General features: G+C 65.5%; 9 protein-coding genes. 3 read left to right on the top strand and 6 right to left on the bottom strand.

The features are described 5' to 3' along the window. Positions 1-5: 5 nt before the first annotated feature. Together EJB06_RS22360 and EJB06_RS22355 are read right to left on the bottom strand one after the other, a co-directional pair. On the bottom strand, positions 6-2,114 hold the full coding sequence (locus tag EJB06_RS22360) for a TonB-dependent siderophore receptor (protein WP_126076240.1): 2,109 nt from the start codon (positions 2,112-2,114) through the stop codon (positions 6-8). 147 nt (positions 2,115-2,261) lie between these two features. Beyond that, the gene (locus tag EJB06_RS22355; protein WP_126076239.1) at positions 2,262-2,690 is read right to left on the bottom strand and encodes a Fur family transcriptional regulator; all 429 of its coding nucleotides are present in this window, start codon (positions 2,688-2,690) and stop codon (positions 2,262-2,264) included. A 106-nt stretch (positions 2,691-2,796) separates the two neighbouring features. Between EJB06_RS22355 and EJB06_RS22350 the strand changes: the two genes are divergently transcribed. Both EJB06_RS22350 and EJB06_RS22345 read left to right on the top strand, forming a co-directional pair. After that, positions 2,797-4,248, top strand: a complete 1,452-nt coding sequence (locus tag EJB06_RS22350) for an IgA Peptidase M64 (RefSeq protein ID WP_126076238.1) — start codon at positions 2,797-2,799, stop codon at positions 4,246-4,248. Positions 4,249-4,488: 240 nt separating this feature from the next. Then, positions 4,489-4,965: a hypothetical protein gene (locus EJB06_RS22345; protein ID WP_126076237.1), complete on the top strand. Its 477-nt coding sequence runs from the start codon at positions 4,489-4,491 to the stop codon at positions 4,963-4,965. A 162-nt stretch (positions 4,966-5,127) separates the two neighbouring features. On the opposite strand, the gene parC is transcribed toward EJB06_RS22345, so the two are convergent. From parC to EJB06_RS22325, 4 genes are all read right to left on the bottom strand, one after another. Beyond that, the gene (gene parC / locus EJB06_RS22340) at positions 5,128-7,449 is read right to left on the bottom strand and encodes a DNA topoisomerase IV subunit A (protein WP_126076236.1); all 2,322 of its coding nucleotides are present in this window, start codon (positions 7,447-7,449) and stop codon (positions 5,128-5,130) included. 75 nt (positions 7,450-7,524) lie between these two features. Continuing rightward, positions 7,525-8,511, bottom strand: a complete 987-nt coding sequence (locus EJB06_RS22335; RefSeq protein ID WP_126076235.1) for a hypothetical protein — start codon at positions 8,509-8,511, stop codon at positions 7,525-7,527. Next, entirely contained in the window at positions 8,508-10,217 is a 1,710-nt protein-coding gene (locus EJB06_RS22330) for a molecular chaperone HscC (RefSeq protein ID WP_126076234.1), read from the bottom strand. The genes EJB06_RS22335 and EJB06_RS22330 overlap by 4 nt, the downstream gene beginning before the upstream one ends. A gap of 180 nt (positions 10,218-10,397) precedes the next feature. Beyond that, positions 10,398-12,395, bottom strand: coding sequence for a DNA topoisomerase IV subunit B (locus EJB06_RS22325; protein ID WP_126076233.1), 1,998 nt, complete (start codon positions 12,393-12,395; stop codon positions 10,398-10,400). Positions 12,396-12,591: 196 nt separating this feature from the next. On the opposite strand from EJB06_RS22325, the gene EJB06_RS22320 reads away from it, so the two are divergent. Further along, on the top strand, positions 12,592-13,377 hold the full coding sequence (locus tag EJB06_RS22320) for a response regulator (protein WP_229427222.1): 786 nt from the start codon (positions 12,592-12,594) through the stop codon (positions 13,375-13,377). The last annotated feature ends 61 nt before the right edge of the window (positions 13,378-13,438 follow it).

Genomic DNA, 13,438 nt, shown 5'->3' with positions numbered 1-13,438 from the left:
GGGCCTCAGAAGCGATAGCTGGCCGTCAGCGTGGCAGTGCGCTCGCTGCCCGGCGCCACCCACAGCTGGCTGTACGAGCTGGCGTAGTAGGCCTTGTCGAACAGGTTGTCGACGTTGAGGGCGATGCGCAGCTTGCGGTACGGCGTCCAGGCCGCCACCAGCCTGACGGTGGTGTAGGCGGGCAGTTCGAAGCTGCTCGACGCCGCCACGTCGCCCATGCGCTTGCCGACGTAGCTGGCGCCGCCGCCAAGGCTGGCGTTGGCGTCGCCCAGCGTGAAGCTCGACACCAGCATCACGCTGGCGCTGTGGCGCGCCACGTTGGGGAAGCGGCTGCCGGTGCGGATGGTCTTGTCGCCCCTGGTGACGGTGGCGTCGGTGTAGGCGTAGGCGGCCGATAGCTGCAGATTGCGCGCCACGGCGCCGGCCACGTCCAGCTCCAGGCCACGGCTGCCGACTTCCCCGGCGGGGATCGCAAAGTCCGAATTGACCGGGTTCGTGGTCAGGACGTTCTTCTTGTCGATCTTGTACAGCGCGACGGTGCTGGTGAGTTTTCCGTCAAGCGCGTCGACTTTGGCGCCCAGTTCGTACGACAGGCTCTTTTCGGCTTCGAAGGCGCTGTTGTCGATGCTGATGCCGCTGTTCGGGCGGTAGGCGCGCGCCGCCGTCGCATACAGCGACACCGCCTTGCCCGGCTGGTACACCAGCCCCGCGCGCGGGCTGCTGGCGTGCAGGCGTTGCGCGTTGCTGGTCCTGAGGCGCTTGTTGGCGACGCTTTGCTCGGCGCTGTCGTAGCGGATGCCCAGCAGCGCCTTCCACCGGTCGCTCAGGTCGATCTGGTCCTGCGCGTACAGGCCGTGCGCGCGCTGGCGCTCCAGGGTGTCGATCGACAGCGTCAGCGGATCGGCCACGCCGCCGTACACCGGCTGGAAGATATCGATCGCGTACGGGTTGGCGTTCGAGGGATTGCGGCGCAACTGCACGCGGCGGTCGTCGAAGCGGTAAGCGTCGACGCCGAACAGCAGCTTGTGGCGCAGGCTGCCGGTGGCGAGGTTGCCGAGCAGTTCGATGCGCCCGGAGGTGTCGGTGGCCGAAAAGTCGCGGTGACGGCGCTGGCGGCGCAAGGTGCGCCCGTCCGCCAGCAGGTTGTTCGCTTCCGTCGAAAAGCCCGCCAGTTCGCTGTCGCGGTACGACAGGCCCGATTGCAGCGACCAGTTGTCGTTGAGCGCGTGCTGCACGAACAGCTGGTGCCCGAGCGACTTGACGCTCATGCGGCCGTCGCCAGGCTCGCCCAGAAAGCGCGACACCGGCACCGCCCCCAGCTTGCCGTTCACCGCCGGCACGCCACGGTCGAACGGGGCTTTTTGCCCGGTCGCTTCGATCTCGTAGGAGACCGTGGTGTGCTCGCCCGCCAGCCACACGAACGACGGCGAGACCAGCAGGGTGTCGCGCCTGACGCTGTCGCGGAAGCTGTCGCCTTCCTGCCAGGCGGCGTTGAGGCGGTAGGCCAGCGTCTCGCCGACGGGACCGGTGACGTCGAGCGCTGCGCGGTGGGTGTTGAAGCTGCCGACCGAGGCGCCGATGCTGCGCGCGGCGACGAAGCGCGGCTTTTTGGTGACGATATTGACCGTGCCGCCCGGCTCGCCGCGCCCGTACAGGGCGGCCGACGGGCCTTTGAGGACTTCGATCGACTGCGTGCTGGCGGTGTCGCGCAGGCCGTTGTAGCCACGGCTGGAACTGAAGCCGTTGACCAGGAAGTCGGAGCCGAAATTAGGATCGCCCGTGAAGCCGCGCATGGCGTAGCTGTCCCACAGCCCACCCAGGTCGCTCTGGCGCGATATGCCGCTGGCCAGGTCGAGCGCCCCGGCCAGGGTGCTCACGCCGGCGTCGCGCAGCACTTCGCTGGTCAGTACGCGCACGCTTTGCGGCAGGTCCAAGAGCCGCGCATCGGTCTTGGTCGCCCCGGTGGCCGACAGGCTGCGGTAGTGTTCGCGCTGGCCGCCGATGACGACGGTGTCGGTGGGCGACGAAGCAGGGGACGAAGCAACGTCGGCGGCGAGGGCGGCCAGCGGCGTGAGGCTGGCGAGGAGGGCGGCGGTGGCGCTTTTGATGTACATACGTGGGGATTCTACAGGCGTGGAGGGGCCGGGCAAGGCGGGGATTTAATGCAACTGAGTTGCTATAATAGGCTGCCTGCCGCTTTAATGCAATAGGGTTGCGTTAGTGCCGCGCACCCTGCCGCCTGTCGAACTGGGAAGCCGCGCTTATTTTTTGGCGTTACACACGCTGCAGACGCCCTTGATCAGGAAGTCCACCTGGGCGCTGGTGAAGCCGGCGGGCAGGGTGATCTGCGCGGGCAGGGCGATGTCGGTGAAGCAGGTCACCATCTCGCAGCGGGTGCACTGGAAGTGCGCGTGCTGGTGCCCGTGCTGGCCCGCGCCGGCGTTGAAGCGCCACACCTGGTCGGCGCCGGCGATGCGGTGCACCAGTTCGTGCTCGGTCAGCCATTCCAGCACCCGGTACAGGGTGACCGAATCGAGGGCGTCGCCGGCCAGGCCTTCCTGGATATCGTGGTGGGTCAGGGGTTTGTTCTGCGCCAGCAGGTACGCCAGCACGCGCGAGCGCGGCTTGGTGAGGCGCGCGCCCGTATCGCGGATCAGTGACTCTGCCTGGCTTTCAATCGTTGTGACCATCTTGGCTGGGATTTCAAAGGAAGCGACATGCTACCACGCAGGGGTGGCCGAAACCACTGCGTGCAGGTTTACAATGCGGGACGATCCACGCTTGCAAGGAAACCCCATGCCGCTGTCCCCCGTCCGATTCATGCGCCGCGCCGCCGGCTTGCTGGCGCTGGCCGCCGCCCAGGTTCATGCCCAGGTACAGGCCCAGGTGCAGGTCCAGCCGCCCGCCACCGTCCGCGTCGACTACCAGCACAGCGGCAATGCGCTGTCCGACCAGTACGCGCTCGAACGCGTGGTGATCGAACCGCTGCCGTGGCCGGGCGACCTGTCGCAAAACCTGGACACCACCAATCGTGGCCAGAACATGGTCGAAGTGGTCGACGTCAGGACCGGCGACCAGCTGTATTCGCGCGGCTTCTCGACCATTTTCGGCGAATGGCGCACCACCGAGGAAGCCGGCCGCATCAGCCGCGGCTTCCAGGAATCGGTGCGCTTTCCGGCTTTCGGCAAACCGGTCAGGGTGAGGGTGCTCAAACGCGACGAGCGCAATCGGTTCTCGGTCGCGTGGAGCGTGGAGGTCGATCCGGATGCGCAGGACGTGGTGCGCAAGCAGGCGCCCGCGCCGGCCAGGCCGATCCCGATCCGCGTCAGCGGCCCGTCGCCGGCCAAGGTCGACCTGCTGGTCATGGGCGACGGCTACACCGCTGGCGAGATGAAAAAATTCGAGGCCGACGCGCGCCGCCTGGCCGATCACCTGTTTACCGTGTCGCCCTTCAAGGAGCGCGCGGGCGACTTTAACGTGTGGGGCATCGCGGTGCCGACCGGCGAGAGCGGCGTATCGCGTCCTTCGACCGGCGTGCACAAGGCCTCGCCACTGGGCACGCGCTACGACATCTTCGGCAGCGAGCGTTACGTGCTCACGCTCGACAACCGCGCGCTGCGCGAGATCGCCCAGCATGCGCCGTACGAGTTCATCGAAATCCTGGTCAACAACGACACCTACGGCGGCGGCGGTATCTTCGGCCAGTTCAGCACCGCGGCGGCGGGCAACGACTGGGCCAATTACCTGTTCGTGCACGAATTCGGCCACCACTTCGCCGGCCTGGCCGACGAGTACTACACCTCGCCCGTGGCGTACCAGTCGGGTTCCGCGCGCATGGAGCCGTGGGAGCCGAATGTGACAGCGCTGCGCGATCCGGCCAGACTCAAATGGCAGCGCCACGTCAAGGCCGGCACGCCGCTGCCGACCGCCTGGCCCAAGGCGCAGTACGAGCAATACGCGCGCGCCTACCAGAAGCGCCGCGCCGACCTGCGCACGGCCAACCGGCCCGAATCCGAAATGAGCGCGCTGTTCCGCGAAGACCTGGCGCACACCAATACCCTGTTCGCCAAGTCTGCGCACCGGCACGACGTGGGCGCCTTCGAAGGAGCCAATTACGAGGCGAGCGGCTATTACCGGTCAGAAATGCAGTGCCTCATGTTCGACCGAAGTGAAAGATTCTGTAAAGTCTGTAACGACGGCATCGCCACGATCATCGATTTGTACGCGAAAAAGGCTGAGGGAAAATAGGCTGGGGCCTGTAACGGCGGGCGATAGGGGGAATGGGCGGGGGCCTGCGTGCATTTGTAAGTTGCTTTTCATTAGCTTTGGAATGCGTGCGCTAGCGCACAGACCCCGTGTCCCGCAAGACATATTCTGGATACCGTTCCTTGACGAAATATAAAGTTGAGAACGACAGATGGCGAATGGACCGAGGTCCAGAACGTCCACGAATAAGAAACCCCAACCATTCTTCCAAAGGACCATATCATGAACAAATTGCTCGTTACCCTGATCGCCGGCCTGTTCGCTACTTCGGTTTACGCACAAGTTCCAGCAGCAACCCCAGCGGTTGTCAAAGCTGAAGCCAGCGCCAACAAGGACATCGCCAAAGCCGAAGCCAAGGAAGCCAAAGTAGCGGCCAAAGCCGACGAAAAAGCCACCAAGGCAGCTGCCGACGCCACCGAGAAAAAGACCAAAGCCCACTCGAAGGCAGTGAAAGAACACGCTGAAGCGAGCACCGACGTCGCTAAAGCCGATCCGGAAGACAAGATGAAAGCGGAAGCCAAGGCCGAGAAAAAAGTCGCCAAGGCCAATCTGAAAGCCGAGAAAAAAATGATCAAGGCCGATGAAAAAGCGGAAAAAGCCGCTGTCGAAGCTGGCGCCGACAAAGCTGCCGCTGCTGCAAAAACGCACGAAGCAAAAGTCGAAGCGGCTACTGACGTGAAAAAAGCTGCTGCTAAGTAATCTGTAGTAATCATCGTCTCGCCCCGCTTGCGGGGTGACCGATGTAAAGCGGGGCAAGTGTTGCTTGAGCGGGGTCAGACCCCGGTCAAGCAACACTTGCCCCGTTTTTTGTTGTGCGCCGTTGTGCGCCGCCCCCGCGCCTGGCGCGGGGGCGGGGATGGCTCAGCCGATCGGCGTGAGCGAGATCACCTTGATCTTGGCCGCCAGCGGCTTGCCCTTGCGTGCCCGCTTGCCGAAGTGGACCGCCAGGCCCGAGGCCGACAGGTCGACCGCGCGCGGCTTGGCGCCGGCCCAGGTGCCGTGCACGGTCACGCCTTTTTGCGAAATCGGCTGCGCCGCCAGCAGTTTTTCCTTGTCGTCCAGCTCCGTCAGGATCACGCCACGGCCGCCGTTGGTCAGCGTCTTGAGTTCATCCATGCCGAACACCAGCAGCTTGCCCTTTTCGGTCAGGCAGGCCACCGCGCTCGCAGTCGGGGCGATCACGCGCGGCGGCAGCGGCTGCGCGCCGTCGTCGAGGGTGATGAAGGACTTGCCGCCTTTCAGGCGGCTGACCATGTCGCCCGCCCTGGCCGCAAAACCGTAACCCGTGTTCGACGCCATCAGCAGCATGGTCTGGGCGCTGCCCGCGAAGAAGTGCGGGATGCGCGCGCCGTTCGGCACGTCGACCAGCGTGGTAATCGGCACGCCGTCGCCGCGCGCTCCCGGCAGGGCGGCCACCGGCACCGAATACACCTTGCCGTTGTCGCCGAAGCCGAGCAGGGTGTCGGTGGTGCGGCATTCGAAGGCCGCGTACAGCGAGTCGCCCGCCTTGAAGGTGAACTGCGCCACGTCGTGCCCGATGCCGGTACGCGCGCGCACCCAGCCTTTTTCGGACACGATCACCGTCACCGGCTCGTCCACCACTTTTTGCTCGGCCACCGCGCGCTGCGCTTCTTCGATCAGGGTGCGGCGCGCGTCGCCGAACTGCTTGGCGTCGCTTTCGATCTCGCGGATGATCAGGCGCTTCATGGTCGACGGATTGTCGAGGATGTCCTGCAGGCTGCCTTTTTCCTTGCGCAGTTCGGCCAGGGCCTGCTGGATCTTGATCGTCTCCAGGCGCGCCAGCTGGCGCAGGCGCAGTTCCAGGATGTCTTCGGCCTGGATCTCGGAGAGGCGGAATTCGGCGATCAGCGCGGCCTTCGGCTCGTCCGAATTGCGGATGATCTGGATCACCTTGTCGATGTTGAGCAGGACCGCTTCGCGGCCTTCGAGGATGTGAATGCGGTCGTTGACCTTGCCCAGGCGGTAATCGGTACGGCGGCGCACCGTCACGAAGCGGAAATCGATCCACTCCTGCAGGATTTCGGTGAGCCCCTTCTGGCGCGGACGGCCATCGCCGCCGATCATCACCAGGTTGATCGAGCTGGACGACTCGAGCGAGGTATGCGCCAGCAGCATCAGCATGAATTCGGTCTGGTCCTGGTTCTTCGACTTCGGCTCGAACACCAGGCGCACCGCGGCGGCGCGGCCCGATTCGTCGCGGATCGAGTCGAGCGAACCGAGAATGGTCTGCTTGAGCGCCAGCTGTTCCGGCGAGAGCGCTTTTTTACCGAGCTTGATCTTCGGGTTGGTCAGCTCCTCGATCTCTTCGAGCACCTTCTGCGACGACACGCCCGGCGGCAGTTCCGACACCACCGCCTGCCACTGGCCGCGCGCCAGCTCTTCGATCTTCCAGCGCGCGCGCACCTTCATCGATCCGCGTCCGCTGGCGTACATGTCGCTGATCTGCGCCGGCGGCGTGATGATCTGGCCGCCGCCCGGGAAGTCCGGACCGGGAATCAGTGTCATCAGTTCGGCGTGGCTGATCTTCGGATTGCGGATCATGGCCACGGTGGCGCGCGCCACTTCGCTCAGGTTGTGCGAGGCGATTTCGGTCGCCAGGCCGACCGCGATGCCGGAGGCGCCGTTCAGCAGCACCATCGGCAGGCGCGCCGGCAGCGCTTTCGGTTCGGCGTGTTCGCCGTCGTAGTTGGGCTGGAAGTCGACCGTGCCTTCGTCGATTTCTTCCAGCAGCAGCTTGCCGATCGGGGTCAGGCGCGCCTCGGTGTAGCGCATCGCCGCCGCGCCGTCGCCGTCGCGCGAGCCGAAGTTGCCCTGGCCGTCGATCAGCGGATAGCGCAGCGAAAAGTCCTGCGCCATGCGCACCATCGCGTCGTAGATCGAGGCGTCGCCGTGCGGGTGCAGTTTTCCCATGACGTCGCCGACCACGGCGGCCGACTTGCTCGGCTTGGCGGTCGCGCTCAGCCCCAGTTCGTTCATGCGGTACAAAATGCGGCGCTGCACCGGCTTCTGGCCGTCGCACACGTCGGGCAGGGCGCGGCCCTTGACCACCGAAACGGCGTAATCGAGGTAGGCGCGCTCGGCGAAGGTCGACAGGGTTAGCGTTTCGGTATCTTCCGGTGGTGGCGGCGGCGGTGGGTCAAACAGATTCGATTGTGAGGACATGTACGTAGGTGCTTATGCGTAGGTGCTGATGAAAAGGAGTGTGTTTGTTCGGGTGTGTGCGTTGCGGGGCGGGGCTTACGCCGACCAGCCCCTGCCTCGGACCACGGCGACCCAGTGTTCGACGATATGGGCATCGAGCTTGAGGTCGAGCATCTCGCCATGGTAGCAGTGGATGTGTTCCAGCAGTTCGCGCATGCGCTCCGTGAAGGCGGCGTCCGGATACCTGCCGATGACGCCGCGCGGGTCGCCGTCGAGCAGGGCGCGCACGACCTCGTCTTCCAGCGCGAGCTGGCAGAAGTGGGCGTACGAGCGCTGGGCGCGCAGGCGCGCCAGCATCATGCCGGTTTCGTCGGGCATGTGGCGGCCCACGAAGCTGGCGTCGTCGACCCAGTTGAAATGGGTCGCCATCGCTTCGCGGAAGTCGTCCTCGCAGCCTTCGCCGGCGCAGTACTGGACCGCGCATTCTTCGAAGTGGTCGCGCACCTCGATGTTGAGCAGTTCGTCGCCGGCGAACAGCTGCGCCAGGTGTTCGCGCGGGCTGCGGTGCGCGCGCGACAGGAAGGCGGCCCAGATGCGGCGCGCCTGCATGATCGCGCTCTCCGGGCCGGTGCCGGGCAAGGGCGGCGGCACGATCTCCGGCAGGCGGTATTGCACGGGCTTCGGCGGCGGCGCCGGCGGCTCGAACGGAGGCGCCGGTGCGGCCGCTTCGGGCGGCGGCGCGTCGGGATCGAATTCGTAGTACGCGGTGTAGACCGGCGAATCCGGATCGAATTCGTAGGCCGCCACGTAGACGGGCGGCTCGTACGGCTGGTACGCTCGTTCGCGCGCATCTTCGCGCGCATCTTCGCGCACTTCGCTGCGCGGCGCCGGCGCCTCGTCCGGCCAGTCCAGGTCATTGGCCTGGCGCGCCAGCTGCAACGCGGCCTGGTAGGCGTCGTTGAGAATCTGGAAGGCGGCCGGATCGTCCTCGGGACGGGTGACCTTCAGCCGGGCCGCATAGGCGCGCTTGATCGCGCGCTCATCGCGGCTGGCCGTCATTCCGAGCACGCTCCAGACGTTCATAAAAACGAGCTCCCGCCCAGTTCACGCATCACCCGTGTCAGCACTTCGTGCGCGCGCCGCATGGCCGCCGGCTGCTGCGTATTGAGCACGCCGGTAAAGGCGGCGATGTGCTGCGCCAGGTAGGCGCGTTCCTGCCCCAGCAACTGCTCGTAGAGGCGGTCGGCCTGCGCCAGCAGGGTGCGGTTTTCGATCTTGTCGCGCGGGTGGATCTTCAGTTCGTTGAGTTCGGCCAGGCGCTTGGCCACTTCGGCCTGGGTCATCACGCCGGCGTTCTCGGTGATGACCAGGGTGTGCTTTTCCAGGCTGGGCTGGAGCGTGATCTCGGCTTCCAGCACGCCGCTGATATCGTAGGTGAAGCGCACGTCGGCACTGACTTCGCCGGAGCGCTTGGCCTCGATCGGGAAGGCCAGCTTGCCGAGGAAGACGTTGTCCGACACGCGGCGCGATTCGCCCTGGTAGACGTGCACCACCAGTTCGTTCTGGTAGTCGTTGATGGTGGTGATGGACTCCACGCGCGACACCGGCACCGTCGAATTGCGCTCGATGATGGGCAGGTAGTGGCCGCCCTCGTACTGGTTCGGGCCGATTTCGCGCGCGATCGAGATGCCCAGCGAGTAGGGGGCGACGTCGGTCATCACCACTTCGCTCAAGGCGGCGTCGCGCGCCATCAGGCCCGTCTGCACCGCCGCGCCCAGGGCGATCGCCTGGTCCGGATCGAGATTGATCGACGGGAAGCGCCCGAACATGCGCGACACCATCTTGCGCACCAGCGGCATGCGGGTGGCGCCGCCGGCCAGCACCACCGAATCGAGTTCGGACGCCTTGATGGTGGCGTCGCGCAGGGCGCGTTCGACCGGGCCGCGCAGGCGCTGCACCAGGTGGTCGCACAGCAGCACGAACAGGTCCTCGGTCAGGTCGAGGGAGTATTCCTTGCCGGCGCTGGTGTAGGCCATGCGCGCGGTGAGGCTGTCGGACAGGGCGCGCTTGGCGCGTTCGGCTTCTTCGCGCAGGCGCTGGCGCTGGGTGCCGTTCAGCTCCGCGCCGTTCAGGTCCCTGGACAGGCCGCTGCGCGACAGGAAGGCGTCCACCAGCACGCTCACAAAATCTTCGCCGCCGAGGAAGTTGTCGCCGGCGGTCGCGCGCACTTCCATCACGCCTTCGAACAGTTCGAGGATGGAGACGTCGAAGGTGCCGCCGCCCAGGTCGAAGACGAGGAATTTGGTTTCGCGCTTGGTGTCCTGGATGCCGTAGGCCAGCGCGGCGGCGGTCGGCTCGTTGAGCAGGCGCTCGACGCGCAGCCCGGCCAGCTGGCCGGCCACGCGCGTGGCCTTGCGCTGGGCGTCGCTGAAGTAGGCGGGCACGGTGACGATCGCTTCCGTGACCGGTTCGCCGAGCCAGGCTTCGGCGTCTTCCTTCAGCGAGCGCAATACCATCGACGACAATTCCTCGGGGCGGAACTTGCGCGCCCCGAGCTGGGTTTCGCGTTCGCTGCCCATGTAGCGCTTGAACAGCGCCGCCGTCATGTGCGGATGGGTCTGCAGGCGCGCGCGCGCCGCTTCGCCGGTCAGCACGGTGCCGTCGTCATCCATGCCGACGCAGGAGGGCGTCAGGAAGCTGCCCAGTGCGTTTGGAATAAGCTGCGCCTTGCCGTCGCGCCACACTGCCGCGAGACTATTCGTCGTGCCGAGGTCGATTCCGATAATCATGGTTCAGTGTCCGCTTTGAGTCTGAGTCGTTTTCACACTGCTGCTGCTTGGCTTATTGCGGCCATCGCCCCCGCGCAGGCGGGGGCCCAAGTTCTCCGCTCAGTCACAGGCTACGGAGCCAACTTGGGAAAAAATGGGGTCAGACCCGGGTTTTTCAGTTAGGGGTCTGACCCCGCTTTTTCAGATGTCGGCTTCGGTTTCGTTGCCGTGTTCTTCGATCCAGGCGCGGCGGGCGGCGGCTTCGCCTTTGCCCATCAGCATGTTGAAGCGCGCCGAGGCGTCGATGTGGCTGAAGTCGCCCAGCGATACCGGCAGCAAACGCCGCGTGTCCGGGTTCATCGTGGTTTCCCACAGTTGTTCCGCGTTCATCTCGCCCAGCCCCTTGAAGCGCGAAATGCTCCAGCTGCCTTCTTTCAAGCCTTCTTTCAGCAGCTTGTCCTGGATCGCCACCAGCTCGCCATCGTCGAGCGCGTACAGCTTCTGGATCGGCTTCTTGCCGCGCGCCGGGGCGTCGACCCGGTACAGCGGCGGACGCGCCACGCAAATGTGGCCGGGCGCGAACAAGGCCGGGAAGTGCTTGAAGAACAAGGTCAGCAGCAGGACCTGGATGTGCGAGCCGTCCACGTCCGCATCGGACAGGATGCAGATCTTGCCGTAGCGCAGGCTAGAGAGGTCCGGCGTGTCGCCCACGCTGTGCGGGTCGACCCCGATCGCCACGGCAATGTCGTGGATCTCGTTGTTGGCGAACAGGCGGTCGCGGTCGGTTTCCCAGGAGTTCAGCACCTTGCCGCGCAGCGGCAGGATGGCCTGGAATTCCTTGTCGCGCCCCATCTTGGCCGAGCCGCCCGCCGAGTCGCCCTCGACCAGGAACAGTTCGTTACGGGCAATGTCGCTCGATTCGCAATCGGTCAGCTTGCCCGGCAGAACGGCCACACCCGAGGATTTTTTCTTTTCGACTTTTTGCAGCGAACGCAGGCGCGACTGGGCCTGGCGGATCACCAGTTCGGCCAGCTTGCGGCCGTATTCGACGTGCTGGTTCAGCCACAGTTCGAGCGGCGGCTTGGCGAAGGTCGAGACCAGCCGCACCGCGTCGCGCGAATTGAGGCGTTCCTTGATCTGGCCCTGGAACTGCGGATCGAGCACCTTGGCCGACAGCACGAAGGAGACGCGCGCGAACACGTCTTCCGGCATCAGCTTGACGCCTTTCGGCAGCAGCGCGTGCATCTCCACGAAGCTCTTGACCGCGCCGAACAGGCCGTCGCGCAGTCCCGATTCGTGGGTGCCGCCGTTCGAGGTGGGAATCAGGTTCACGTACGATTCGCGCACCACCGCGCCTTCCTCGGTCCACGCCACCACCCAGGCCGCGCCTTCGCCTTCGGCAAAGCCGTCGCTCTCGCCGTTGGAGTACTGGGCGCCTTCGAACACCGGGATCAGGGTTTCGCCGTTGGCGCTTTGCGCCAGCATTTCATTGAGGTAGCCGCGCAGGCCTTCGTCGTACTTCCAGGTCGTCACGTCGCCGGTCCTGGCGTTGGTGAGGGTGACCGTCACGCCCGGCAGCAGCACGGCCTTGGAACGCAGCAGGCGCGCCAGCTCGACCTGCGAAATCGCCGGCGAGTCGAAATAGGTCGGATTCGGCCAGGCGGTCACGCGGGTGCCGCTCTTCTTGCCGTCGCGCGGGGCGGGGATGGAGGTCAGCGGTTCGATCACTTCGCCGTCGGCGAAGGCCATCTTGTGCAGGCCGTTGCCGTTGTCTTCCTTGCGCCAGACCGTGATTTCCAGGCGCGAGGAGAGCGCGTTGGTGACCGACACGCCGACGCCGTGCAAGCCGCCCGAGAAGGCGTAGGCGCCGCCCGAGCCCTTGTCGAATTTGCCGCCCGCGTGCAGGCGCGTGAAGACGATTTCCACCGTCGGCACGTTTTCTTCGGGATGCAGGCCGACCGGAATGCCGCGGCCGTCGTCTTCGACCGTGATCGAGCCGTCCGCATTGACCGTCACGCCGATGTTCCTGCAATGGCCGCCGAGCGCTTCATCGGAGGCATTGTCGATCACTTCCTGGATGATGTGCAGCGGATTTTCCGTGCGGGTGTACATGCCAGGACGCTGTTTGACGGGTTCGAGTCCCTTGAGGACGCGGATGGAGGATTCGCTGTAGTCGGATGCAGGTTTTTTGGTGGCCATATCTAAGTTCTTTATGCGGATGCCTGCGCATTCTATCTTGTCAGCCGGAAAAGAAGCCAAATTTGAGCGCGCTGAATGTGCTTGCCAGCCCGGTCGATTGTGGTTAAATTTGTACGTACGCCAACAGGTGTGGTCAAAAAACTTCCATAAGTTGATAAAAATGCATTCAAAAAGGCAGTCCCTGAGCGTTCGCCTGTTGGGTTTCCCTTCTTCCGAGGGCGCCGAGCTGGGGACGGCGCTGGCCCACCCCCCGCGCGACGGGCCGTCGTATTCTTGCCTGCTGGGCGACAGTTTGCAAGAGCCGGACCTGACGATCGCCAACGGCGACGACCTGGGCGCGCTGGCGGCCCTGCTGGCGTGGCAGCCGGACGCCACCCGTCCGGCCCTGGTGATCGGTTCGGCCGGGATGCAGTTTCCCTGCGCGCATATCACGCGTCCGCTCGACATGTTCCAGATGTTCAAGCTGCTCTCCGAGATGGCGCGCAAACGGGCCGAGGCGTTGAACGACCTGCCGCCGCCCGCGCCGCCGCACGACCGGCGCCGCCGCATCCGGCTCGACCTCGACATCACCGATCCGGCCGAATTCGTCAAGATGCGGCGCCCGCAAGCGCGCGGCGCGGTGCTCATCGTCGACAAGCGCGGCGCGCTGCGCGACCATGTGGCGCGCCTGCTGGCGGCGCACCACGTGGCGGTCGAGTGGACCGAGAGCGCGGCGGCGGCGGTGCGCCTGTGCGCCGAGACGCCGGTGGCGGTGGTGATGATCAACACCTCCACCCCGGGCGTCGATCCGTATGCGCTGTGCGCCGAGATCAAGCAGCAGGAAGGGGCCGAGCGCATCGCCGTGGTGCTGCTGGTGAACCAGGCCTCCGGCTACGATACGGCGCGGGCGCGCGCGGCCGGGGTGCGCGGCCTGCTCGACAAGCCGATGGCCGACCGCCATTTGGTGGCGGCGCTGAAAAAGCTGCTGTCGCTGCCGCAATAGCACGTGGCGGTCACAATTTTGTTACAACTTTGAATCGTGCGCTCGCATGGGAGCGCTATAT

Source organism: Massilia atriviolacea (assembly GCF_003953935.1).
Taxonomy (GTDB): Bacteria; Pseudomonadota; Gammaproteobacteria; order Burkholderiales; family Burkholderiaceae_D; genus Telluria_A; species Telluria_A atriviolacea.
Note: the sequence above shows the minus strand (reverse complement) of the source record. Positions and strands in the feature narration are given on the sequence as shown.

Bases quoted from the DNA above. Each gene is read 5' to 3' on its own strand.
- EJB06_RS22360 (WP_126076240.1), bottom strand. From the start codon at position 2,114: ATGTACATCAAAAGCGCCACCGCCGCCCTCCTCGCCAGCCTCACGCCG.
- EJB06_RS22355 (WP_126076239.1), bottom strand. From the start codon at position 2,690: ATGGTCACAACGATTGAAAGCCAGGCAGAGTCACTGATCCGCGATACG.
- EJB06_RS22350 (WP_126076238.1), top strand. From the start codon at position 2,797: ATGCCGCTGTCCCCCGTCCGATTCATGCGCCGCGCCGCCGGCTTGCTG.
- EJB06_RS22345 (WP_126076237.1), top strand. From the start codon at position 4,489: ATGAACAAATTGCTCGTTACCCTGATCGCCGGCCTGTTCGCTACTTCG.
- parC (WP_126076236.1), bottom strand. From the start codon at position 7,449: ATGTCCTCACAATCGAATCTGTTTGACCCACCGCCGCCGCCACCACCG.
- EJB06_RS22335 (WP_126076235.1), bottom strand. From the start codon at position 8,511: ATGAACGTCTGGAGCGTGCTCGGAATGACGGCCAGCCGCGATGAGCGC.
- EJB06_RS22330 (WP_126076234.1), bottom strand. From the start codon at position 10,217: ATGATTATCGGAATCGACCTCGGCACGACGAATAGTCTCGCGGCAGTG.
- EJB06_RS22325 (WP_126076233.1), bottom strand. From the start codon at position 12,395: ATGGCCACCAAAAAACCTGCATCCGACTACAGCGAATCCTCCATCCGC.